At 40.5% G+C, this 23,968-nt stretch carries 16 protein-coding genes; 2 read left to right on the top strand and 14 right to left on the bottom strand.

Annotated elements, in window-relative coordinates; all coding sequences use genetic code 11:
* The first annotated feature begins 53 nt into the window (after window positions 1-53).
* Window positions 54-1,781 carry an alpha-amylase family glycosyl hydrolase gene (locus tag RE474_RS01775; protein ID WP_309311278.1) on the top strand — a complete coding sequence of 576 codons (1,728 nt, stop codon included), beginning with the start codon at window positions 54-56 and terminating at the stop codon, window positions 1,779-1,781.
* A 112-nt stretch (window positions 1,782-1,893) separates the two neighbouring features.
* Here RE474_RS01775 and RE474_RS01770 read toward each other — a convergent pair whose 3' ends face one another.
* From RE474_RS01770 to RE474_RS01705, 14 genes are all read right to left on the bottom strand, one after another.
* A complete protein-coding gene (locus RE474_RS01770; RefSeq protein WP_438861594.1) occupies window positions 1,894-4,512 on the bottom strand; it encodes an MA0829/MM1976 family S-layer protein in 2,619 nt (872 codons plus the stop codon).
* 200 nt (window positions 4,513-4,712) lie between these two features.
* Window positions 4,713-4,925, bottom strand: coding sequence for a winged helix-turn-helix domain-containing protein (locus RE474_RS01765; RefSeq protein WP_309311276.1), 213 nt, complete (start codon window positions 4,923-4,925; stop codon window positions 4,713-4,715).
* A gap of 9 nt (window positions 4,926-4,934) precedes the next feature.
* Window positions 4,935-6,104 carry a glycosyltransferase family 4 protein gene (locus RE474_RS01760; protein ID WP_309311275.1) on the bottom strand — a complete coding sequence of 390 codons (1,170 nt, stop codon included), beginning with the start codon at window positions 6,102-6,104 and terminating at the stop codon, window positions 4,935-4,937.
* 109 nt (window positions 6,105-6,213) lie between these two features.
* Complete coding sequence (locus RE474_RS01755; RefSeq protein ID WP_309311274.1) at window positions 6,214-8,166, bottom strand: amylo-alpha-1,6-glucosidase; 1,953 nt, start codon at window positions 8,164-8,166, stop codon at window positions 6,214-6,216.
* Complete coding sequence (locus RE474_RS01750) at window positions 8,144-10,162, bottom strand: glycoside hydrolase family 15 protein (RefSeq protein ID WP_309311272.1); 2,019 nt, start codon at window positions 10,160-10,162, stop codon at window positions 8,144-8,146. The genes RE474_RS01755 and RE474_RS01750 overlap by 23 nt, the downstream gene beginning before the upstream one ends.
* Window positions 10,159-10,968 (bottom strand): V4R domain-containing protein, encoded by an 810-nt coding sequence (locus RE474_RS01745; RefSeq protein ID WP_309311271.1) that lies wholly within the window; start codon window positions 10,966-10,968, stop codon window positions 10,159-10,161. Before RE474_RS01745 ends, RE474_RS01750 begins: the two co-directional genes overlap by 4 nt.
* Window positions 10,969-11,011: 43 nt before the next feature.
* Window positions 11,012-12,208 (bottom strand): glycoside hydrolase family 57 protein, encoded by a 1,197-nt coding sequence (locus RE474_RS01740; RefSeq protein ID WP_309311270.1) that lies wholly within the window; start codon window positions 12,206-12,208, stop codon window positions 11,012-11,014.
* Window positions 12,205-13,374, bottom strand: coding sequence for a polysaccharide deacetylase family protein (locus RE474_RS01735; protein WP_309311269.1), 1,170 nt, complete (start codon window positions 13,372-13,374; stop codon window positions 12,205-12,207). Before RE474_RS01735 ends, RE474_RS01740 begins: the two co-directional genes overlap by 4 nt.
* Window positions 13,374-14,243 (bottom strand): mechanosensitive ion channel family protein, encoded by an 870-nt coding sequence (locus RE474_RS01730; RefSeq protein WP_309311268.1) that lies wholly within the window; start codon window positions 14,241-14,243, stop codon window positions 13,374-13,376. Before RE474_RS01730 ends, RE474_RS01735 begins: the two co-directional genes overlap by 1 nt.
* Complete coding sequence (locus RE474_RS01725) at window positions 14,240-14,956, bottom strand: DUF432 domain-containing protein (protein ID WP_309311267.1); 717 nt, start codon at window positions 14,954-14,956, stop codon at window positions 14,240-14,242. The genes RE474_RS01730 and RE474_RS01725 overlap by 4 nt, the downstream gene beginning before the upstream one ends.
* 35 nt (window positions 14,957-14,991) lie before the next feature.
* Window positions 14,992-16,056 (bottom strand): magnesium/cobalt transporter CorA, encoded by a 1,065-nt coding sequence (corA, locus tag RE474_RS01720; RefSeq protein ID WP_309311266.1) that lies wholly within the window; start codon window positions 16,054-16,056, stop codon window positions 14,992-14,994.
* Window positions 16,057-16,086: 30 nt separating this feature from the next.
* The gene (locus tag RE474_RS01715) at window positions 16,087-17,268 is read right to left on the bottom strand and encodes a glycosyltransferase family 4 protein (RefSeq protein WP_309311265.1); all 1,182 of its coding nucleotides are present in this window, start codon (window positions 17,266-17,268) and stop codon (window positions 16,087-16,089) included.
* 24 nt (window positions 17,269-17,292) lie between these two features.
* The gene (locus RE474_RS01710; RefSeq protein WP_309311264.1) at window positions 17,293-18,270 is read right to left on the bottom strand and encodes a galactose-1-phosphate uridylyltransferase; all 978 of its coding nucleotides are present in this window, start codon (window positions 18,268-18,270) and stop codon (window positions 17,293-17,295) included.
* A gap of 3 nt (window positions 18,271-18,273) precedes the next feature.
* Window positions 18,274-20,073, bottom strand: coding sequence for a glycosyltransferase (locus RE474_RS01705; RefSeq protein WP_309312272.1), 1,800 nt, complete (start codon window positions 20,071-20,073; stop codon window positions 18,274-18,276).
* Between the two features lie 222 nt (window positions 20,074-20,295).
* On the opposite strand from RE474_RS01705, the gene RE474_RS01700 reads away from it, so the two are divergent.
* Window positions 20,296-23,883 (top strand): PAS domain-containing hybrid sensor histidine kinase/response regulator, encoded by a 3,588-nt coding sequence (locus RE474_RS01700; protein WP_309311263.1) that lies wholly within the window; start codon window positions 20,296-20,298, stop codon window positions 23,881-23,883.
* Window positions 23,884-23,968: the final 85 nt, after the last annotated feature.

The following is a 23,968-nucleotide window of genomic DNA, read 5'->3' as shown; positions in this document are numbered from 1 at the left end:
ACAGGGTACAAACGATTATTATCTTTAAGATACAATAATTAACAGGGATTCATATGGGAGAAAATATCCAATCTGTTAAAGACATTAACTTCGATATTCAAAATAGTGTTTTTCCATCTCCTTCAGACTGGAGGGATGTGTTCATTTATTTTTTGCTGGTGGACAGGTTTGACAACAATGCGGTGGATACAGAAGCTTACAGCAGTTCATCAGAGTCGCAGGAGCTTGATATCTCACAGGGGAAAAAGTTCCAGGGCGGTAATATAAAAGGCATAACCCGAAGACTTGATTATATCAAAGGTCTGGGTGCCAATGCTATCTGGTTAAGTCCGGTATTCAGGAACCGGCAGGAAAAGGAGGACAGTTATCACGGTTATGGAATTCAGGATTTTCTGAGGGTTGATGAGCGGTTCGGATCTCTGGAAGACCTGCAGGAACTTGTAAAAGAAGCCCACAGCCGGGATATGTACGTAATTCTGGATATCATAATCAACCATACTGGAGATAACTGGTCATATCCTGGCAGTTATCCGTACTATTACTGGAAAGATGCCCCCGGTCCTTTTGATTTTGGTAAATGGCGTACTTTTCCCACTGATAATGATCAGAACATTATTGGTGAAAACGATGCTGTCTGGCCGGAGGAACTTCAGGATCCTGAATGTTACAAGAGAAGAGGCCAGATTACAGACTGGAACGACAATGAACAGGCGGTAAATGGTGATTTTTTCACGCTGAAAGAACTTGATGTACGCAGGTACGATGTTCTTGACACTCTGATCAAGGCTTACAAGTACTGGATAAAGACAACAGATATCGATGGTTTTAGAATGGACACAGTGAAGCATCTGGAATCCAGTTCCACAGCCATCTTCTGTAATGCCATCAAGGAATATGCGAAATCCATCGGCAAACACAATTTCTTCATTTTCGGGGAAATTGTTGGCGATGACACCACAATACAGCAATATATTGGTCGCAACAGTCGTATTCCCGGAACCAATGAGCGCTTCCCGTCCCTGGATGCAGCTCTTGATTTCCCACTTTATTTTGTGCTTGAGGAAGTAATAAAAGGGTTCAATGAACCATCAGTTCTCAGGAATAGGTATGATGCCTTCAGGAACCTTTATACGGATCACGGAGAAGCTGGCCGGTATTTTGTGACCTTCGTAGATAATCATGACCAGATGATAAGGCCATACAGGCGTTTCATGTATGGGAACACCATTCATCAGCAGGTTGTTCTTGCAATGACATATTTACTCACAAGCCAGGGTATACCCTGCATCTATTACGGCACAGAACAGGGTTTTGATGGTGGAGGCGAGGATGATGTATATATCCGGGAGTGTATGTTTGGTGGTGAATGGGGAGCTTTCGGAACGAAAGGATATCATTTCTTCAATCCTGATAATCCAATCTACAAAGACATATCCAGAGTTGCAGGCATAAGGCTTTCAGAACCAGCACTTCGCTATGGAAGGCAATATTTCAGGCAGACTTCTGAAACAGGAAAGGAGTTCTCTCATCCGTCAACTGGCAATTGTATTCTGGCTTATTCACGAATACTTGATACAACAGAGATACTTGTTGCTCTAAATCTTGATTCTGAATCCCGTAGCGATTGCATTGTTGTAGACAGCAACCTTCATTCAGCAGGACAAAAAATGAAAGACCTGCTTCACTCTGATAATGAGTATTTAATTGAACAGTCAGATTCCACAATGTTTGTAAAGGTATCATTGGAACCTTATTCAATGGCAATTTTAAAACAGGGATAGTGTCCCGGTTTATTCAAAACAAATCAGTTTTATACTGTAGAAAAATGATTTACAAAAAATAGTTAAAGTACCTGCACAAATGCAGGTACAAATTTACTTTTAAGTTCTTTCCTTATTTGTTCTCTTTCCTGCGTATCAGCATTGCAACAGCAATGAATGCCATTACAGATACCAGAATTCCCGGACCCGGGATGGAGCTCTTTTCAACATCAAAAGTTGCTGTAGAACTGCCAACCTGGACCTCATAGGTTCCTGCTTCCTCTTCAGAGACTGTGAATGTCAAAGTAGTTGATTCATCTGTATCAAGTGAAACACTCTGTGAGTTCACAGTTGTTCCATTGACCATTAGCTCAACATCCTTGTCACCTGCTGCTGTTCCTGTGTTTGTTACATCCACAGTTACAGTAACATCTTCACCTGTTTTCACAAGTATTGGGCTTACCTGGAGGTTTGAGTATGTGAACTTTGCTTCCAGGGCAAGAACCTCAAGATTAAGCTCTGCATCAAGGTAGTTGCTTGCTGAAGTTTCAAGTTTGTGCATTCCTGTCTCTTTTACGGTGTAGGTAACTGTGCCGTCCGCGTCAGTGGTTCCTATGAGGTTGTTGTCATAGTAGACCTGTACATCCTCAACAGCATCGCCTCCGATTGCAGTCATAACTGAAATTGTGATGATGTCTTCTTCAACAACACTCTCAGGTGATACTTCAATGATAAGCTTCTTTGTAGCATCATCAGAAGAGATAACTTCTACCTTCTCGCTTGCAGAAACATATCCGTCCTTTTCAGCAGTTACTGTAAAAGTGCCGGCTGTACCAGGGGTGTAAGAAATAGTTCCATCAGTACCTGTAGTTCCAGCTTCATCATCTCCAAACATTACGGTAGCACCACTTACAGCAGCACCTCTGGATGTAACTTCGATGTCAATTTCTTCGTCTTCTTTCACCACAGAATCGATTTCTATTGCAAGAGATTCAGTTGGCTCGGTGGAAACTTCAACGAAAGGATAGTAGCGTACATCACCAGAGTCGGCAACATTGAATGAAATATCACCCATAATGTCAATGATCTTTCCTCTTGTGAGTGAGATTGAATCCTCGTTCTTAAGGACGATCTCATCTGATGAGAAACTTGTAACTTCCATCTCACCGAATTTTTCGTTGTCTGATATCTCTACAAGGTCTTCTGATATCTGGAAGATACCTTCAATAAATACTGCATTTGTCTCAGTACCCTGGAATATTTCATCGAAGTGCACGACAATTACAGGCACATTATCTACTGATCCAATATCTTTCTCGTAGACATAATCATCGTCTGAAGATACAATTGATGTGTCTACCTCATCTCCATTCTGTAAGAGATTTACCATGACACTGTCACCATTTGTATCAACTTCCACTACTGCAAGTTCATATCCGTCTTCCAGTATCAATGATGAGCCAGAGTAAAGTGAGTTCTTACTGTCATCATCAATGAGTACTTTTGATAGTTTGCCGTCTGAAAGCAGGCTTACATCATCAGTAAATTCATTATCCGGATATCCGGCAAAGTATTTCTCTGCCATGAAACCGACAACCTGGAAGTCTCCCCAGTCATCGTGTTCAAAGCTCACATCAAGTGGGACACTCCTGTAAACAAGGTCACCATCATCTATAGTCCTTCCACCAAGGTCTTTGATCTCAAGTGATTCTGTTCCTACGCCCTCATCAATGTTGTAGTAGAAACCTTCAAAGTTCAGTGGTGTCCATGTGAGTTCTTCATCTTCTGCCACTGTACCTCTAAGTTCATAGGTTCCAGGGTCTGACATGTCAAGTACAGGGCCAAATCTCAGGGTGCTGTCATCTGCAACGATGAATTTCAGTTTACCCATTATGCTGACTGTGTCACCTCTTCCAAGTGAAATGCCATCTGAGTTCTCCATTGTGATCATGTCAGAACTTAAGGTCTTAACTTCCATCTTTCCGAAAGAATCTCCTGATTCGATTTCAACATAGTCTTCGGATATCTGGAAGACGCCCTCAACAAACACTGCATTTGTTTCAGTTCCCTGGAAGATATTGTTGAAGTGTACTGCAATTATTGGAACTTCATCATCAGTACCAATCTCTTTCTCATATACATAATCATCATCTGCGGAAACAATACTTGTATCAAGTTGGTCTCCATCCTGTGAGAGTGTTACCATGACACTGTCGCCATTCAGGTCTACTTCCACAACTTCAAGTTCATATCCTTCTTCAAGTATGAGTGAGGAACCTGAATAAAGTGAGATCTTTTCATCATCGTCAAGCAGTACTTTTGCAAGTATGCCGTCTGATATCAGGCTAACACTGTCATCTGCAAATTCCGTATCATCGGTATAGCCTGCGAAGTATCTTTCTGCCATAAATCCGATTACCTGATATGAACCCCAGTCGTCATGTTCAAAATCAGTATCGATTGGTGTTGTTGAATACTCAAGGTCACCGTCTCCAATGCTTCTGTCGCTGTCACTGTCAAGGGTGATTGTGAGTGTTTCTGACCCGACACCTGAGTCAAGGTCATAGTAAAATCCTGAATAACTTAGTGCAGTCCAGGTGTATTCAAGAGAGAGATTTTCATCTGCATCCCATATTCTGTTTCCTGTGCTGTTGTTTGCTGCCATGGCAGTGCCTGTCAAAATAAGCACTGCTAAAAGCAGAAACAGTGGTTTAAAAACTAAGTTTTTATTGTTTTTATTTTTTATATTCATCATATAATTCCCCTATATCTGTTTTTAATAAGTAGTTAATTTATTGAGGTTTACATATATCAATTTACTCTGAAACATCCAGTAATTTATTATACAAAATCCAAAATCGAAATATGAGTCTACTTTAGACCTCTACGTAAGAAAAGATGGCCTGAGGGACCTTTTAGACCTCAGGTGATAACAAAGTCAGATATATATGTTTATTTCAATTTTAATGACCATGAATTTCCATTCTTGGTCATACATATCTTGTCTTCTCTTGAAAGCCAGCCAATAGCCATGAATACCATCTGTTGATCATATCCATTTTCCTTGAGGTGGCTTTTAAGATTTGCCATATTGGATTCTTCATTCTCAAGCAGTCTGTAAACATAACCTGCTGCTTCCCCTATATTTAAACACATTTCGTCCATATTATCACTTCATTCAATTTTATTATAAGCGTCAACCGTGTTTTTTGCAATTGTATCCCAGCTAAATTTTGTTTTGACAAGTTTCTTTCCGTTCGAACCCATACCGGGTGTTCGTGAATCCAGGCCGTCAAGGGCGTAATTTATACCCCATGCAATTGATTCCGGGTTCCTGTAACTCAGGATACCATTCTGGAAATTGTCCACGATATTAACAGCGTCCGTTGCAACAACTGCTTTTGTTGCATCCCATGATTCAAGTACAACAATTCCGAAAGGTTCGTTCCTGCTCGGTACACAGGTCATATCACATGCATTAGTCCAGTCTTTAAGAACATCATCGGATGAGTAGCCCAGGAAATGACATGAATTACCTATGTTCAGGTCATTTGCAAGATTCTGGCAATATGGCCTCATCTCACCTTCTCCGATGAATACGAAGTGAGCACCCCAGTTATTCCCATCAAGCACTTTAGGGATGGCTCTGACCAGCATATCCGGACCTTTCTGGTAGTGCATTCTACCTGTGAAAAGTATGACCGGAGAGTAAGGATGAATGCCATATTCTTTCTTGATAGAGCCTGCATCAACATCTTTCTCCATTTTACCAGGGGAAATGCCGTTTGGGATTACAGATATTTTGTAATCAGGAATACTATAGAGATCCTGAACTTCTTTTTTGAAATTATCCGAAGTAATGATTACCTGTGAGCTATCATACCCTCCCAGCCATTCCCTATGGGAAACATCAAGGGCTGTAGGGGAGTTTACATGGACATTTCCGTTCCTTCCCCATTCAGTACTATGGTATGTCATTACATACTGTTTTCCAAGCTCGTATTTGATACGGTTCAATACATTTACCGGGTGCCAGTCATGGCCGTGGATCACATCAAAATCCCCGAAATCCTTTGAAACCTGAATGAAACGCGAATACATCGCATCGCACATCTTGTTCATCTGGGCTATTATGTCCCCGGATTCATCAAAGCTACATCTTTGATAATGAACACCATTTATTTCATCGTAATCCCGATACCAGGCACTTCGAGTAAATATATGGACTTCATGTCCTAATTTAGCAAGCTGCTCTGATAACTCAGTCACATGGGGTGCCAGTCCGCCGACCTTCGCCGAGTGAAGGCTCTCCCATGAGAACATAGCAATTCTCATTGATTCCATAATTCCCACACGCTTTTTGTAATAAAACCCAAAATTACATGTTAAAATGAATTTAAACTTTCTTAAAGATTGCGTGTGAAATCCTTAAAATAATATATTAACCTAATCTCTATTTCTTTATATTTTCAACATAACAACGCATTATTTCAGCTACACTCCATGCCTGTGAAATACATCCGCCAGGTTCATGAGGATTATCACCATCAAATATCTCAGATATGCTGCCAATACACACAGTGTCCAGGTGCCTTTTAATTCCTTTCAGCAAATCTCTAAGCTTGTCCTTGGTTTCAGCTTTGTCTTTGTAGACTCTGGCATATGCAGTGATATAAGGTCCAAGCAGCCATGGCCATACGGTACCAGTATGATAAGCTGCATCTCTTTCCTCAGTATTTCCTTTGTAATATCCAATGTATCTGCTATCAGCAGGTGAGAGTGTCCGTAGTCCATAGGGAGTAAGCAGTTCTTCATTAATTATATCCACAATTCCCTTTTCAATTTCATGTGGCAGCATCGTATGGGTAAGAGATACAGCAAAAACCTGATTGGGTCTTATGGAAGCATCTTTCCAGTCTTCACCATAACCTGAGATGCAGTCATAAAGACAGTTCCTTTCATTATTATGGAATTTCTCCATGAAGCTTTCAGCCGTGATCTCAGCAGTTTTTCTAAGACCCGCTACATCCTTACCAAGCTTTTCTCCCATATCTGCAGCATAGACAAGTGCATTGTACCAGAGGGCATTGATCTCACAGGCTTTTCCTCTTCTTGGAGTTACTTCCCAGTTTCCTATTTTTGCATCCATCCATGTGAGCTGTCCGGCATGTTCTATCAGTCCATCATCATCCATCCTGATGCCATAGTCAGTTCCGTTGCGATAGTTATTTACAATATCCATAATAGTCGGCCAGAGCTTCTCAATAAATGTCAGATCATCGGTATAGTCCAGGTATTTACCTGCCGCATGCACGAACCACAGGGAAGCATCTACTGTGTTGTAAACAGGTGAATCTGCCGGATTTTCAGGAAAGAGGTTCGGTATAAGTCCGTTTTTGCAACTGGACGCGAAAGTGGAAAGTATCGACCTTGCATCATCGAACCTTCCGGTTACAAGTGTAAGACCTGGTAGTGATATCATAGTATCCCTTCCCCAGTCACCGAACCAGTGATAACCGGCGATTATCGACCTGGCACCTGTGCTCTTTCTGTTAACAATAAAAGAGTCGCCCGCAATCAGCAGTTTCTGTAAAAAGACATCATCTTTATCATTTGATGTTTCAATGTCACGAATCCTTTTTTCTTCTCTGAGTATTAGCTCATCTATTGCATGCAGGTCTGCATTCTTCCAGTTTTCATTGGATTCTGCGCTTGCGATCACAAAACATGAGCAGTGTTCATTATTTATTTCAAGTTCAAAAAAACCGGGATTGAAATTATCTTCATGATAAGGATAACCTCTTGAAAGCTCCATCTCATATTCAAAATCATAGTACCAGTGTTCATCTGTCTGGTATAGCATGTCCGAGATCAGGCTGAATTGCTGGTAAGCAGCTTTTATTAGAATGCTATTTTCTGCAATTTCTTGAGAAAAGGTTATATCGGAAGCTTTGGTAAGATGATGAATCGACCTGCTGTTGACAAGAGGAAGAATCTTCAGAAAAGCCTTCTTTTTTCCAGGATTTTCAATATCATATTTTATAATGGTGGTGTTCTCACCATTTACCATCAGAATATGTTTCTTGATTATCAGCCCTCCAGAATTGTAGAGAAACTTCGGTAAAGGTTCAGCACTGAAGCTTTTCAGGTATTCGTTACCATTCGGATATACTGCACCCGGATATTTATGAACCGCGAGTTTGTGAACACCATCTTCAGTATATAGTTCTTCATCAAGGGAAGAAAGCAGCACCATTCTCTCTACTGGTGGATTCATGGAAGCAACCAGAAGTCCGTGGTACTTTCGGGTATTGGTTCCTATCACAGTAGAAGATGCATATCCTCCAAGGCCGTTAGTGATCAGCCATTCCTTTGATGTTCCTTCATGATAATCTGAATATATCATGCGTAATTCCAGTGTGCTCTCTCTCTTTTGAGCTGTTTAGTTTTCTTTCTATTTTATCAAGCAAGAGGATATTATCCAGCATAAGTGCACAGCTCCAGCAGAGCGGGATAGCCCATGCAGGACGGCCTGTATACTTATTGACCTGTTCGGGAAGCATACCAGCACCAGTTGTTCCTTTGAGTGACCACTGGATGTACTTTAACGCATCATGTGTGAATTTCCTATGTTCCCTGTTCTCAGTTTCCCCTAAGTTAGGATCAATAATGAATGCCATTTCAAGCATTGCTTTTGAAAGCCAGAGGGTTGTAACTATCCATGGATTCCCTTCAATGTAATTATCATCAACATATCGTTTGATACCGAAATGATCACTAACCGGAACCCTTAGCTGCTTCTCTATGTTTTCAATGATGGATTTTATCATTTCTTTTTCTTTTGGAACTTCAGGTGCAAGCATTCCAAAAGGAACAAAAGTACCTATGATACTTGCATCAATTGCAGTATCCAACTGTCCATTGGTTATTCCCCTTGCAAAATATCCTTCATCAAGCCAGAATCTTTCAATGGTGGTTTTCTTGATGAACTCAGCTCTTTCTGTCCATCTGTCAGCCAGTCCTTTTTCATTATAGTCTATTGCCATGTTGGCAGCGCCTAAAAGACCGGCATAAATAGCAGCATTGGTATAAGTAAAGATTCCTGTATGTGTTTCCCATAGGCATATACAGGGATCGTGCACACCTTCAGCTGTTCTCCTCATGAGATATTCAGCAGCACTTAACACGGTAGCCCATACACTATCAAGAAACTCCTCCCTGACAGGATGTTGGAGTGTACGATAGTACTGGTCCATTGCAAATATGGTGCTGCCAGTTTCATCGATCTGTGTTGAAAAGCTAAAATTTCCCCAGGAAGGTGCCGTATTCCCGTCAAGCCAGTAACGCTGGAACCATGAACCATCGTGCATCTGGGTGTTTTTACACCAATTAAAGAACCGCGAGCAATATTCCGGATATTCCGACTTTAGCAGTGACAGCACTATCTCTGCGCTGTCTCTGTTCCAGCAGTATCCGTAACCTCCACACATTTCAAATTCATGATCGAATTCAGGAGCAGCTACAAACGAACCTTTACTGGGATCATTGAGCAAACTAAGTGTTAATAATGACCTGTTGAATGCTTTTTGCATGTCCTGCTTAAATGTATCAAAACCAAGATAATCAGGAAGTTCCAGTAGTTTTTTTCTGGAGAGCCATTTGATCCATTTTTCCTGCACATCATTGTATATGCTTTCAGGAGTTTCCGTCTGAATCTCCCTCATTCTCTTGTATAGTGAAGGTCGTCTGGAGGCTGCACCTATATACACTGTGAATTCAGCTGTTTTTGATGCATCAATATCAATGTCCCATCCAATGGCACAATTTAAGTTACCAATATCTTCATTGTTTTTCTGTAGCTCTCCGTCTTCCATATCATATTTGGCATTTGTCCACCATATTGTGTCCATTGCTTTTCCTATCTGCCATTCTTTGAATACGGGAGTTGAGCTGATTCCGATGTAATAGTTCTTCCAGTACTGCGCCACAAGCCCGGAATCATGATCACAGAATGCAGAGTTCTTCTTTTTCATTTCTCCAACCTGGAAATTGGAGTAATAGAAGAATTTACCAGTAAATTTTTTCTGAGAGCTTATTTTATATTTCCGTACCAATACCGGCAGTTTGGGATGAACATAATCGAGTATGTTCATTTTAAGACCGTTTGAATGTGTAAGTTCTGTACTGACCACATTTGTGTTTTCGATGTATTTTTGATCAGCAACCCATTCACGGGCATTAGACCAGATGAGACCTTTACCATCGTATAAACATGATTGAGAGTCTTCCACATGTTGAGCAAAATCTCTTCCAGGGTAGTAAAACCCAAATATTTCACCTTTCTTACCCATTGTAACAAGCAATCGGTCGTTACCGAGGATTGCATTAGGTTGCCGTATCAATGTAACTCTCCCCTGAGGACGTGCTCAATTTTCACACCTGAGGAAGCAGGCGAAATTACATGCTCACAGTCTTCATTACCCATACTTTTACACCTGGATTCACGTACCTGAACTGCTTTTTTAAGGCACTCTGATATATATCCAGCAAGAAATGCACTGATATACGTGCATACAGGGACATCACTGTCTCTAATTTCCTCGGCAATGAAAGAATCTTTTATCCGCACCTTTCCGGTAAGTTCGATAATATTGATGTCATATTCTATTTTACCCCAGCCGGCAGCCATAAAAAGCTCTCCCAGAAGGTCAAGGAAGTTTTCATCATTCATTTCTGACATCTCCCTCATGTATCCGGCAGCACCGGCGCCATTTCGGAGTCCGATGATAGTGAGCAGTCCTTCTGATTGTGGAACCTGCTCATTCATAATGTTGATTATATCCACAAATGTCTTTGCTCTTATAAGAACGGCTCTTTGACCCAGGATTCTCAGTGGAAAATCCACTGACTGGATGGCCCGGTTCTTTGAGTAACCCCATTTGACCGTGTGTACTACATCCATCCTTTCAAGTTCTTCAGCAATACTTTCGATATCTCTTCCTTTTTCAGCTTCCGTGAACATGACATATTTGCCCTTTGTCGGGTCTTTTGAGCTATCCAGGTATGCAAATCTAATATCAAGTCCTTTCTCTGCAAAAAAAGAAGTTATATCAGCCTCAGAATGTACTGTGTTCTCATATGCAACCTTGAACCAGATAACATCTGCTTCCTCGTTCACTCTTGAGAACATGTAAAGATCTCTTACCATACATAAACTCCAGATAAATCATATGACATTACACAATATATTATTATGCTGGTAGGTTAAGAGTTCTGAACACCTGAGACTTAAAATCATTAAGAGCTGCCATGAAATTTACTGCTGCATCATATGGTGAGTTATGAATGCTGAAATATGAATGCACGTCACCGTCACCAAGCCATTTCGTACTCATATAGTAATAGTGGTCGGACGTAAGCATATGTTTCCATATCCTGAGCAGTTCGGGGTCATTCGTTTTCCTGACATACGGTTCAAGCAATTTCATTTCCTCAAAACAGCGGCGCTGCATGTCATTGCCAAGCCAGGCACTGGTATCTCTTTCAATATCAGCCCATGAAACGGTGGAAAAGTCTCCTACGTCTATCTCACCTACAGGTTTGTATGCATCTATGGTCTGTGAAGGTGTAAGGAAACGCATACCCCTATCCTTTACTTCACCTGGCAATGCTTTCAGGAATTCGAATATTCCCGTATCTTTCCACTGGTGTTCACCGAATGTTTCGTAATCCATGAAGATGTTAAGGGTCTCTCCGTGCTTCCAGGAAGCCCAGTCTGCCCACTTGCTTGCTGTTAATGGATATTCTTCCCACCATCTTGATGAGAAACGATAACCTATATCGTCACTGAGTTTATAGTTACGTAGAAGAACTGCAATGTCTGAATGCCTTGCTTTGTAGACATGGTCCGGCGACCTTCCATGGAGTATAGTCTCAATGCCTTCTGTCAGTATTGCGTCATATCCGAGTTTTGCGGCAAAGTAGGCAACACTGTTGTTGTATAGCATCTCTGTGTTCCTGAATATCCGTGGCTTCACACCAATAAGTTCTGACATGAGGTTCCGGTGTTCTTTGACCTCGTCCATGAACTCGTCCTTTGATTCAAAAAGTGACGCAAGGGAGTGATAGCATGTTTCATCAATGAATTCAATACATCCTGTCTCCGCAAGGTCTTTGAATAATTCAAGGACATCTTCTCCCCATTCCATACATTGTTCGAGCAGGGTACCTGTGACGGACATGCTTGCCCTGAAATAACCGTCTGTGTTGTCAGCAAGTTCAAGCAGTGTTCTGTTTGCAGGAATGTAGCATTTTCCTGCAACCTTGCGGAAAATCTCTTTGTTGACAGTCTCGTCAAAATAACGTTCAAAACCCTGCTTGTGGTCAGGCCAGAACCATCTTAGTCTGTATGGCTGGTGAACCTCAAAGAAAGGACAGATAGAGTTCATTCGTATGCCTCCTTTTTCCCGGCAGATTCATTTTCTGTAGCTTCAGTTATAATAATTGCCCGTTCTATATCTGAAAGTATGGATAGGTCATTTACAGCCCGTTCATATCCAAGCCTTCTTTCCTCGGAATTCATTTCCAGGAATATTTCACTCTGCTGAAGGCATCTGAAGATTTCTGTAAGCTCTTCTTTCTTCTCGCCATCATCCATTTTTCCAAGCATCTCACCCATATCAATCAGTTCATGCATAAACAGGTGCTGTGCATGATTTCCAAGCAGGTTGTTCATTCCATAACGTGATGTTGTTTTTGATTCAAGGGAAGAAAGTTCTGTTTTTTTGAAACTTTCCACTGCCTCTTCAGCTAATAACATTTTCACGCCATGTTTTTTCAGGCATATTGGGAGCTCATGCAGGAATTCGAGTATTCCTTCATTCTTCTGAAGATGAGTGTTGATAGCATCGTATTTTATGTAAAGTGTAATTACCTCGCCTTTCATGCTTGCTATCCATGATGCGAATTTGTCAGCTATAAGTGGATATCCCGGCCATCCCCTGTCTGAGAATTTGATTTCCAGATCCTCGCTCAGGTTTATATGTCTCAGAAGTGTTGGCACTTCGTTATCATAAACATGCATGGGGTCGTATCCGTTCATAATGTTGTGGGAGCCTTCGGAAATAAAACACTGGAATCCCATTTCATGGAGCATCTTCATTATCTTTTTATCAAAAAGTAGCTCCGTATTAACAAAGGTTTTAGGCTCTATTCCAAAAATGTCTTTGATAATATTAACATCCATTTCCACCTGTTTCCTGAATTCATCAAGGCTTGGGAACAGGCATGATATAGAATGATAATATGGTGAAGCTGCAAATGAGATATTCTTGTTTCCAAGCTTGCGGAAACCATCTATTATCTCAGGTGCCCATTTGCATTGCTCAAGGAAAATACCGGATATATCAAGGGTGTATTTGCCTCCGTTATCGATGGACTTAGCCAGTGCTTCATTTAGTGTTTCAATGTTTGTGGCAAGTTTTGTGAAGTTATGGAATGCTTTTTCCATATCAAAATATTTTTCGACATGGGCATCTCCGTATCCTTCCCCGGGCCAGTACCATCTTAAAGGCAAAGGCAGGTGTACCTCAAAACAAACGCATACGGCTTTCATTATTTATCATATCCTGTTTCTGAAATATCTGGCATCTTTCTGGTGTTCAGTTCACTGGCAAACCATACTGTTCTCTGTGGGAATGCGATTTCTATACCGTTCTCTTCAAGTGTTCTCTTGATAATCCATAGAAGCCTGGTTTTCATATCATACCATTGTTTTACAGGTGCCCATATCCTGACAATGATATTGACAGCATTGTCACCCAATGTGTCAACAAAAACACTTGGCCCGGGGTTTACCAGTGCAAAAGGTTCCTTGTCAATTATGTCCTTGATGATCTTTATTGCTTCATCAGCATCATCGCTGTATCTGATTCCCACCACGTATTCAAACCTCCTTGTAAGGTTTGCAACATAATTTGTTATGCTGGTTGTAAAAACCGTTTCATTGGGAAGCCTGATGAAAAGGCCATCATAGGTGCGGATTATGGTAGAGATTATCTTAATGTCCTCTACAAAACCCATTTTGTTGTCAATATTTACCTGATCGCCAATCTTTATGGGGCGTTCAATCATGAGGAACACACCTGAAATCAAATTGCCCATTATACTCTGGCTGGCAAAACCAAGAACAATACCCACAACTCCTCCTGCAACAAGAAGGCCAGAGGTATTAATCTGAAGATAAGGGAAAATAACTCCTACCACAGCAATAACGATTGCTCCGTAATAGATGGATTTTATAAGGATGTTCAGGTGCTCCTTATCCATCTTGTCATTAAGCGACCTCTGTAAATAGATCGTTATGCCTTTTGCTATTAATATTGTAAAGAAAAGAACAAGTACTACTGTTGTTATCTGAACGAATGGGTCTGAGAGTGCTGGTATATATGAATAAACACTACTAATGGTGCTGTTATTACTCATGTGCCAAACTCCATGATTCCCTTTGTGCTTGTTATTGCAAGTTTACGTGCCGTATAGAGTTCCATCGAACGCTTGAACCTGGATGTTGTAGGATAGGTACTAAAATCCGTTTCAGCGAGTAGTTTGTTTATGATTCTCATACTGGCTTTCATACCAAGTCTTTTGTCCCCAAAGTAGAGTTTCATACCGTAGGCATTGAATATTGCTTTTGTAATTTCCATCTGGTGATTGGACTCATTGGATATTTCCAGTTCAATAAATCCTTCATAGAGATTATCAGTGTCTGGTTCTTCTGTATAGATGTCACTTTCCCAGTGCCTGCAGATCATTCCCTGTGTATGACTTCCGTAAAGTGTGTACTTAATTTTGTTTAATGTAAAAACATCGATAACTTCATAGTTCTTTCTGGATTTGTCAGTAACAAAGACCCCAATCTCGACGGGGAATTTGAGATAGATCTTCTTTTTATCTCCCGGTCGGATCATTGCTGATCGCTTAAAATCTACCATTAGAAAAGCCGTGATACTTTCAGGAAGGTTTACCGGTTCAATAGGATTAATTATTATATCCCCATCATTATTTAACAAAACAAGTTCTCTTTCTTCATCTCCCCTGAACAGGCGTTTATAGATAAGGTCATCTCCCTGTTTTTCAACTATTATTTCAGTGTCTTCAGCTTCTGTAGTGAATGGTGGGTGATATATCTCAAACATCTTGGATCGTTACTCGTTTTGTTACTCTTTTATATTCAAAGCCAGTTCTTCCTGTGGAAATATACATACATAGAAATACATATCAAGATATTAATTACCCAAACAGCTGGGTAACCCCATTTCCATCCCAGTTCAGGCATATAAGTGAAATTCATTCCGTACATTCCCGCAAGGAAGGTCAGGGGGATAAATATGGTTGCAATTATTGTGAGTGTTTTCATGACCTCGTTCATTTTGTTGCTAATACTTGAGAGGTAAACATCCAGTATTCCGGAAAGAATGTCCCTGTATGTTTCAATGGCATCTGCAACCTGTATTGTATGGTCGTAAATATCTTTAAGGAACACGAATGTCGTATCTTTTATGAGATATGATTCCGAGCGATCCAGACCGCTGATAACTTCCCTGAGAGGCCATACTGATTTGCGCATATATATCATTTCTTTTTTCAGGTCGTGTATGTTCTGAAGAGTCCCTGGATCCGGATTTTCCACAAGTTCCTCCTCTAAGTCTTCAATTCTCTCTCCGAACTTTTCAATGATAATAAAATAATTGTCAACAATAGAGTCAAGGAGTGCGTACGCGAGGTAATCGGCTCCCACTTGCCTTATCCTGCCCTTTGAATTTCGTATCCTTTCCCTGACAAAATTGAAAGTATCGCCTTCAAGCTCCTGGAATGACAGGACGAAATTTTCACCAAGAATGATGCTTACCTGTTCTGCTTTAACATCAATATCGCCATCATTGAACCAGAGCATTTTCAGGACAATATAGATGTAGGAATCGTAATCCTCCATCTTCGGACGCTGTGTTGTGTGTACAATATCCTCCATTACAAGAGGATGGAGTCCGAAATGTTTTCCCAGTTTTTCAATAATATCTACCTGATGGATTCCATCAATGTTGATCCATGAAACAGTAGGATAGTCCTTGAAAGGAAAACATTCTTCTACATTTTCAACTACACGTTCCTGATAGTTCTCTTTGTCGTAGTCTATAATGGTTATCTTTGGTTTCTCAGTTCTTTCTTCACCAATATGTATCAAGGTACCCGGTACGAGTCCTGCTTTCCTTGACGATTTATAAAACAATTTCTTCATGTTCTAACCCCACACAAATTAATTATCTTTTTATTGGTTCTGGTTAAGTTCAAGTTGCTCATTATATACATCTACTGTGGACTCTGCTATGTTGTCCCAGTTGTATCTGGTTTTGATGAGTTTCTGTCCTTCTTTTCCAAGTTCATCATCAGCATAATTGTTGAATACATGATTTATTCCCCATGCAATGGAATCAGGATTCTGGTAAACTATAACACCGTCCTTGAAATTATCTATAAGGGAAATAGCATCAGTTGCAACTATATTCTTTCCAGCATCCCATGCTTCAAGAAGAATAATCCCAAACGGTTCGTTGCGGCTTGGCACACATATAATGTTACATGCGTTCATCCATTCCTTCTTTATAGATTCATCAACATAACCAAGGAAACGGCAACTGTCCATGACATTCAATTCATGTGCAAGCCTTTCGCATTCAGGTCGCATCTCACCTTCACCGATTATAACAAACTTCACGTCCCATCTGTTTGCCAGAACTGCCGGAATAGCTCTCACGAAAAGATCAGGACCTTTCTGGTAATTCATCCTTCCGACAAAAAGGGCAACAGGTGCTAATGGATGGATTCCATATTCTTCTTTTACCTTGCCAGGGTCCACATCCATCTTCATTTTGTCTCCATGTATGCCATTGGGTATTATGGTGATCTTGTAGTCAGGAATCTGGTAAAGGTACTGGATCTCATCTTTTAGCTTTGTAGATGTAACTATCACCTTTGCTGATTCATAGCCGCCTCTCCATTCTCTGTGACTTATCTCCATGGCTTCCCACCAGTTTCCATGCTTGTTACCATTCCTGCCCCATTCGGTACTATGGTAAGTCATTATGAATGGAATTCCTGATTCCTCTTTCAGTCTGCAAACCAGGTTTACAGGATGCCAGTCGTGCACATGTGTAAGGTCGAATTTCCCGAATTTCCAGGTGGCTTCGGTAAAAGCGCTGTGCATTGAGTCACACATGCTGTCCATCTGCTGGACAATGCCTCCATCAAGTGCATGGTAAACCCTGTGATAATGTACTCCTTTGATCACTTCATAAGGCAACATATCCTTGTTGCGTGTAAAAATGTGAATCTCATGTCCTTGAAGTGCCAGAGCTTCCGAAAGCTCGGTAATATGGGGTGCCAGACCACCGACTGTAATAGAATTCAGACTTTCCCATGAGAACATGGCTATTCTTAATTTATTTTCCATCTTATCCCTTCTTAATGCAGCTCTTTATTCAGGATTCAATAGATGTTCTACAGCTATTTCCGGCGGGATAGTATTAATGTAAATATCCGTATTCTTTTCAAATCCTGCTGCAATTGAAGTGATCGGTGCTATCCTCACGTTGAAATGATAGCTAAGATCATGTTCTATCTGGAAGAACATGTAATTGTATGCCAGTTCCGGTATTGTCCTGTCAAGTAATTTAACAGCAGTTCGTATGCAGTCTCCAAGAGACATAAGCATCTCGTCAGTGAAAGCAGAAATATGATTTACGTGTTTTTTGGGAAGCATCCACATTTCATACTGGTTTTTGGAACAGTATGGTGCAATGAGAATGAAATTGTCATTCTCGTAAACCTGCCTTTCTTTTCCACTCTCTTTCTCTATGATATGGCAATAAGGGCAATTATTCAGTTCAGAAATAGCCTTTTTCTCTTTAACAAGAGATGGTGGCATCAGAGGAACCGCAATGAGCTGGGAATGAGTGTGTTCCAGGGAAGCACCTGCTTTTTTTCCAAAGTTCTTAAAGAGTGATACATATTCAACACCTTCCCGGGACTGGTAATGCATAACCCTGTCCCTGTAGGCTTTCATAAGCAACAGAATCTGCTCATCTGAAAAGAGGTTGAGCTTATTTTCATGAGACGGACTTTCTACTATAACTTCATGATAACCATAGCCCTTTTTAACCTCAAAGCCAGAATTCTGAACTTCCTTTGCATCAGGAGATAATGCAGGATAGAGATTTGGTATACACCTTATCTGCCAGTCCGTAACCAGCTTTCCTTCACCGTCTTTCAGTATCTTCCCGTCTTTGTAAACAGCCTGTGCAGGTGGTGTCTGAGCTTCATGGCCGCCGCAAAATACACAACTGTCTGTTTTTATGTCCTCACCACAGGCTTTCGGTGCGGATGGCCTCTTTGCTCTTCCGGAAGCTATTATGCAGTACTCATCAAGGAAATAGTGTTTGCGTATCTCGGACATGTCTTACTCCATTCTTGTTCCGGTTAAAAGTTCATAATAAGTTTTGATTGGTTCTTCCCAGTTCATGTCCTTTGCAAGGAGATTTGCTTCCTGGCAAAGAAGGTTGTACTTTACTTTGTCATCGGTGAATGTGTCAATGAAATAATCCATTGCAAGTGCATAGTCTGCGATTGATTCCAGATACGGGATGTTAATGTTGTCAACAACAATGACTCCTCCCATTCCCATAACAAGTCTTTTGAGGGTCTTGAGAGCATCACTGAACCCGCATATCTTACTAACGATACTTGGGGTTGCTTCTTTTCCGGCTTCAAGTCCTGTAAGCAGGAATGGTTCGTACTTTGAAGGGAATACACCTGCAATACACCCTGCCATGAGTTCATCGGACCTCATATTAAGTCCGCCGTCATGGTCAGAGATCCATTGTGGGTAAAGGACTGCTGAGACACGTCTGCTGCCATCGGTAAGTTTCGAGCAATCCAATCCTCGGGCTTTTATCATTTGCTGGAGGCGTATTTCTTCTCCAACCAATGTTTCTTCCGGAAGGTTTATAGGGAAATTCTCAGGTGGATTGGTTTTCGGACCGTGAGCTGCTATTATAAAACAGACAACACGGTATTTATCATCGAGATGTCCTGCATCGATCTCGACCTTGACCATCCTGTCAAGGAGGACAAGTGAATCCAGCAGGTCAGGATAACCTTTGTTCTCGATCTCAATACGTGATATTGAAAAAATGGGTATTATCCTTTCAGGAGGTATTGCTTTACCGTCGTATACTGCATATAACTTCTCCGAAAGGAAGTTCTGTATCCTTCCCCTGCACTCTGTTTTCTTTTCCCATTCTACGTCTTCTTCTTCACTGTCTATTCCATTACGGACAATAATCGAATCAATTCCATAGAAGAGTTTTATTTCCTTGCGTGTGGAATCACCAACGGCAGTTACAACATCTGCAAATCCTGATAATGATTCCAGTTTGGCGAAGTTGACAGGAACTCCACTGTCCCATGAACTGTCATTTTCCCTGATCTTCTGTATGGATTTGTGTCCTGAAGATCTTCCCGGAAGTGTTGCATGGTATGTTGCAACACTCCTTACACTTATCCCCAGTTTCTTAAGTCTTGCAAGTGCGTAGAATACACCGAACTCATGACAGTGAAGTGAGACGTGGACCGCAGGCATCAGGGATGCTGCAAACTCGGAAATCGCTTTGTCTTCATATTCTTCGGAACTTGTCTCCCTTGATGTAACCAGTTCTTTCACAAATTCTGAGATTGCATAAGATAAATTAACATAATGACTGTATTCTGTGCCGTTGCCCATACTCTCATATGTCATGGAATCCAGACCTAGTAACTCATATGCTTCTCCTTTGATAGCATTTGCCAGGCATGTTTCCTCTTTTTTGTATTCCACACTTACACGGCAAAAATCATTTGTCTTGAACATTAGATATATTATTTTCACATCATGTACAGTCTCAACGCCAGGGAACACTTCAATACCTTTTATTTTCAGATTCTCAATGGCTTCAAAAATAGGACCTTCTGGCTCAAGTTCTTCAAACTCGCTCATGTCTGTGATACGATTCAGCCCTATGTTCCAGTCTGAACCACTGTGGCCGTAGTAAGGTCCTGCAACAACTATGGTTGGAGCAGGAGCTTCATCGATGACTCCTTTTGCGATCAGACTTGCAAGGTTCTTAGCTTCAGCATCAATGACATTCCATATGCCCCCCATCTTATTGGACTTGGGTCCGGCTTCTTCTCCTGCGATAATTATACATTTGCTTTCCAGCATCATTCCCGTCTCCCTTAATTATCTTCTTTTCTAGATAGAGTTTCGATTATATATGAAAATATCTGAAAATCCATAAGTATTTACTGCTCTCTTATTTTCAAGAGTTAACAATTATATATTATTATCGTACTATTATATTTATAGTAAATATTACATTTCAGGACACTAAATGTTCGTATTTGATGAATGTATTTATTTAAGCCCATTTCGATAGCATAAGGAATGGTTCAGGCAGGTTCAATGGACACGCATATAATAAAGGATGAGATATTTGATTCCCATCAGAAAAATGATGAAGGTTACAGATCATTGTTTAACAATAACCATGCAGTAATGGTGATGTTTGATCCTGAAACGGCAAGGATAGTTGACGCAAACAATGCAGCTTGCATTTTTTACGGATGGACTTATGATGAATTGACTTCTATGAAAATTCATGAACTAACCACTGAGTCTGAATATGATATAGGGATTGCAATTGAAAAAGCAAAGAATGAAACCCAAAATCACTTTTTTTCAAGAAACGTGCTTTCAAACGGTGAAATTCGTGATGTTGAAGTCGATACCATTCCTGTTAAGATCAATGGAACCAATCATTTATGCTCTATAGTCAAAGACGTAACTGAGCGTAATAGGATTCAGGAAGAATTGTCCAGAAGCCAGATAAAATATCGTTTACTTGCTGACACTACTTTTGAAGGTATTGTAATTCATGATCAGGGAATTGCACTGGAAGCCAACAGTGCAGTTTCGAAGGTAACGGGGTATGATTTAGATGAAGTTCTTGGTAAGAATGTCCTGGAGCTAGTGGTCCATCCTGATGACCAGAAAATAGTATGTCAGAACATGGCCAATGATAGCGTTAAGCCCTATGAGGTCCGCGCCATAAAAAAAGATGGAACTGGTTTTCCTATTGAAATTGAAGCACATAGTATAATACATAATGGCAAGCACATTCGCGTGGCGGCTGTTCGTGATATCGCCGAACGTAAACTTACAGAAGCAAAACTGGAAAACGAAAGGATTCTTTTAACAGGGCTTCTTGATTCAATACCTGACATGATCTTCTTCAAAGATCGTAATGGCTTATATCTGGGATGCAACCCTGAATTTTCAAAATTCACAGGTAAAGAAAAAGAGGAAATCATTGGCATTACACCCTATGATATATTCAGTAAGGAAAAAGCTGACACCTACACAAAGAAAGATGAGCAGACGATTGAGGAAGGAAAGATCATACATACTGAGTTATGGGTTGAATATCCTGATAGTTCAAAAGTCCTGCTTGACCTGATAAAAGCCCCTCTTTATGATCTATCCGGAGTGATCATTGGTATGGTAGGTGTTGGGCGTGATATCACCAATAACTGGAAGGCAGAACTAACTATCAAGGAAATAAACTACATAAATCAGTCTACACTTGATTCACTTGATGCGAATATCTGCGTTCTTGATGAAAAGGGAACCATTATTAAAACAAATGCCTCATGGAAACACTTTATTTCTGATAATGTTCATTTGCTTGGGAAATTCAGTGAAGGTGCAAATCTTCTTCAAACCCTGAAAGAACAAAATGAGCAATATAATGATAGGGTCCTCTATTTTGCAACAGGGATAGAAGATGTGATGCAGGGCAGAGAGGAATATTTCGAAATTGAGTTCATGTCTCCTTTTACAGAGTATGAACAATGGTTTGTAGCTAAAGTCCGTCCTTTTGGCAATACAGGCAGCTTTCCACGCAAAGTTGTAATTTCCCGCATTGATATAACTGCAATCAAGCTTGCAGAGACGAAATTACAGGAATACAATGAAAAGTTAGAAAGCAAGAATAGAGAGCTTGATGAAGCTTTAATGGTGGCCAAAGAAGCTACCAGGGCAAAAAGTGAGTTCCTGGCCAACATGTCTCATGAGATCCGTACACCAATGAATGGTGTAATTGGAATGACAACACTTCTTCTTAGTACTGATCTGGATGAAGAACAAAAACATTATGTGGATACAGTTCAGAAAAGCGGTGAGGCTCTGCTTGATCTGATCAATGATATTCTTGATATTTCAAAGATAGAAGCCAGAAAGCTGGAACTTGAGGTACTGCCGATTGACCTGAATGACGTACTGGGGGAAGTTGCTTCCCTTTTAGCTGTTAAAGCCCATGACAAAAAACTTGAATTTATATGTGCAGCTGACCCGGATGTACCATGCAATATAATTGCAGATCCTTCCAGATTGAAACAGACTCTTATTAATCTTGGTGGGAATGCCATAAAATTCACACATGAAGGAGAAGTTGTTATTAATGTGTCTCTTGTATCTGAGAATGATTCGGAAGCAACCCTGCTTTTCTCTGTAAAGGATAATGGTATTGGTATTCCTGCAGATAAAACGGATGTCCTTTTTACAAAATTCAGTCAGGTAGATGCTTCCACTACCAGAAATTATGGTGGTACAGGTCTTGGACTTGCTATCTCAAAAGAGCTTGTTGAACAGATGAACGGGACAATTGGAGTAAACAGTGAACCGGGAAAAGGTTCTGAATTCTGGTTTAAAGTTCCATTCACCAGGCATTCAAAAATAAAGAACAAGCAAAAGAGCTGCATCAATATGAAAAACACCCGCGTTCTTGTAGTTGATGATAATGCTACAAATCGTGAGTATCTTGTAAAATTGCTGGGATCATGGGGAATGAGTGCAGAGGATGCGGCAAATGGACCAGAAGCCCTTCTTGCACTATTAAAAGCAAATCATGAAGGTACACCTTTCCAGTTAGCATTGCTGGATATGGATATGCCTGATATGAATGGTCTGTCTCTAGGAAAGATTATTAAATCTGAAGAGAAACTAAGTGGCATTTCATTGGTTATATTGAGTTCTCTGGGAGAACCTAGGGATTCATGGACAGAATTAAAGGTTAATTTTGATGCACATATATCAAAGCCTGTAAAAGCTTCTGAACTCTATGACAAACTATGCTCGATTTTCAATAATGATCAGGATTCACAGGAATCAATGCCATATGAGACTGGTCTTTCTTCCGGGAAACTGGATAATATCAACGCAAGCATACTTCTTGTAGAAGATAATGTGGTAAACCAGCATGTTGCACAAAGTATGCTACAAAAGCTCGGCCTGGATGCAGAAGTTGCAGATAATGGTAAAGAAGCCATTGAAGCCCTTAAAAAGAAGAAATATGACCTGGTGTTCATGGATGTCCGGATGCCAGTAATGGATGGCCTGGAAGCAACAAGAAAAATAAGAGGGATGCAGGGGTCAAACGGGAAACATACAATCATTGTTGCCATGACTGCCCATGCAATGAAAGATGACCGGCAGTGTTGTCTTGAGGCAGGTATGGATGATTATATCTCAAAGCCAATAAAGATCCAGTCACTTATTCATACTCTTGATTACTGGCTGATAAAAAAGCAGGATATTTCAGTAACAAATACTCCATCTCATGTTAAAGAAAATGAGACCGAGCTTATTTTTGATAGTAAACTGCTGATGGATAATACAATGGATGACCTGGAACTTTCCAGGCGTGTAATTTCCATTTTCTTAAATAATGCTCCCCGCCAGCTGGATGATCTGAAAAATTCAATTCTCAATCAATCAGAGAAGATCCTTGAAAAGGCTCACACTTTCAAAGGAGCTACTGCAAGTGTCGGTGGAATGTCACTGAGCAAATATGTTGCCGATATTGAGGCAGAAGTCAAGTCCGGTAACTCTGTTAACATTGAATCTCTGCAGGAAAAGGTTCCTGAACTCGACAGAAGATATGAAGTGCTGGTAGAAGAATTGAAAAAACTGTGAGTTAAATCAGAGTTACCTGAATATATTCAATTAAGAATATCAGAAAAGCTTTTTATTAACCTTGTGACCATTACCATTAACAATG

Source organism: Methanolobus sediminis (genome assembly GCF_031312595.1).
Lineage (GTDB): Archaea > Halobacteriota > Methanosarcinia > Methanosarcinales > Methanosarcinaceae > Methanolobus > Methanolobus sediminis.
Note: the sequence above shows the minus strand (reverse complement) of the source record. Positions and strands in the feature narration are given on the sequence as shown.

Excerpts from the sequence above, each read along its gene's own strand:
- RE474_RS01705 (WP_309312272.1), bottom strand. The coding sequence starts at position 20,073 with ATGCTGGAAAGCAAATGTATAATTATCGCAGGAGAAGAAGCCGGACCC.
- RE474_RS01760 (WP_309311275.1), bottom strand. The coding sequence starts at position 6,104 with ATGGAATCAATGAGAATTGCTATGTTCTCATGGGAGAGCCTTCACTCG.
- RE474_RS01745 (WP_309311271.1), bottom strand. The coding sequence starts at position 10,968 with ATGGTAAGAGATCTTTACATGTTCTCAAGAGTGAACGAGGAAGCAGAT.
- RE474_RS01770 (WP_438861594.1), bottom strand. The coding sequence starts at position 4,512 with ATGAATATAAAAAATAAAAACAATAAAAACTTAGTTTTTAAACCACTG.
- RE474_RS01710 (WP_309311264.1), bottom strand. The coding sequence starts at position 18,270 with ATGTCCGAGATACGCAAACACTATTTCCTTGATGAGTACTGCATAATA.
- RE474_RS01730 (WP_309311268.1), bottom strand. The coding sequence starts at position 14,243 with ATGAGTAATAACAGCACCATTAGTAGTGTTTATTCATATATACCAGCA.
- corA (WP_309311266.1), bottom strand. The coding sequence starts at position 16,056 with ATGAAGAAATTGTTTTATAAATCGTCAAGGAAAGCAGGACTCGTACCG.
- RE474_RS01715 (WP_309311265.1), bottom strand. The coding sequence starts at position 17,268 with ATGGAAAATAAATTAAGAATAGCCATGTTCTCATGGGAAAGTCTGAAT.
- RE474_RS01700 (WP_309311263.1), top strand. The coding sequence starts at position 20,296 with ATGGTTCAGGCAGGTTCAATGGACACGCATATAATAAAGGATGAGATA.
- RE474_RS01755 (WP_309311274.1), bottom strand. The coding sequence starts at position 8,166 with ATGATATATTCAGATTATCATGAAGGAACATCAAAGGAATGGCTGATC.
- RE474_RS01735 (WP_309311269.1), bottom strand. The coding sequence starts at position 13,374 with ATGAAAGCCGTATGCGTTTGTTTTGAGGTACACCTGCCTTTGCCTTTA.
- RE474_RS01725 (WP_309311267.1), bottom strand. The coding sequence starts at position 14,956 with ATGTTTGAGATATATCACCCACCATTCACTACAGAAGCTGAAGACACT.
- RE474_RS01740 (WP_309311270.1), bottom strand. The coding sequence starts at position 12,208 with ATGAACTCTATCTGTCCTTTCTTTGAGGTTCACCAGCCATACAGACTA.
- RE474_RS01775 (WP_309311278.1), top strand. The coding sequence starts at position 54 with ATGGGAGAAAATATCCAATCTGTTAAAGACATTAACTTCGATATTCAA.
- RE474_RS01765 (WP_309311276.1), bottom strand. The coding sequence starts at position 4,925 with ATGGACGAAATGTGTTTAAATATAGGGGAAGCAGCAGGTTATGTTTAC.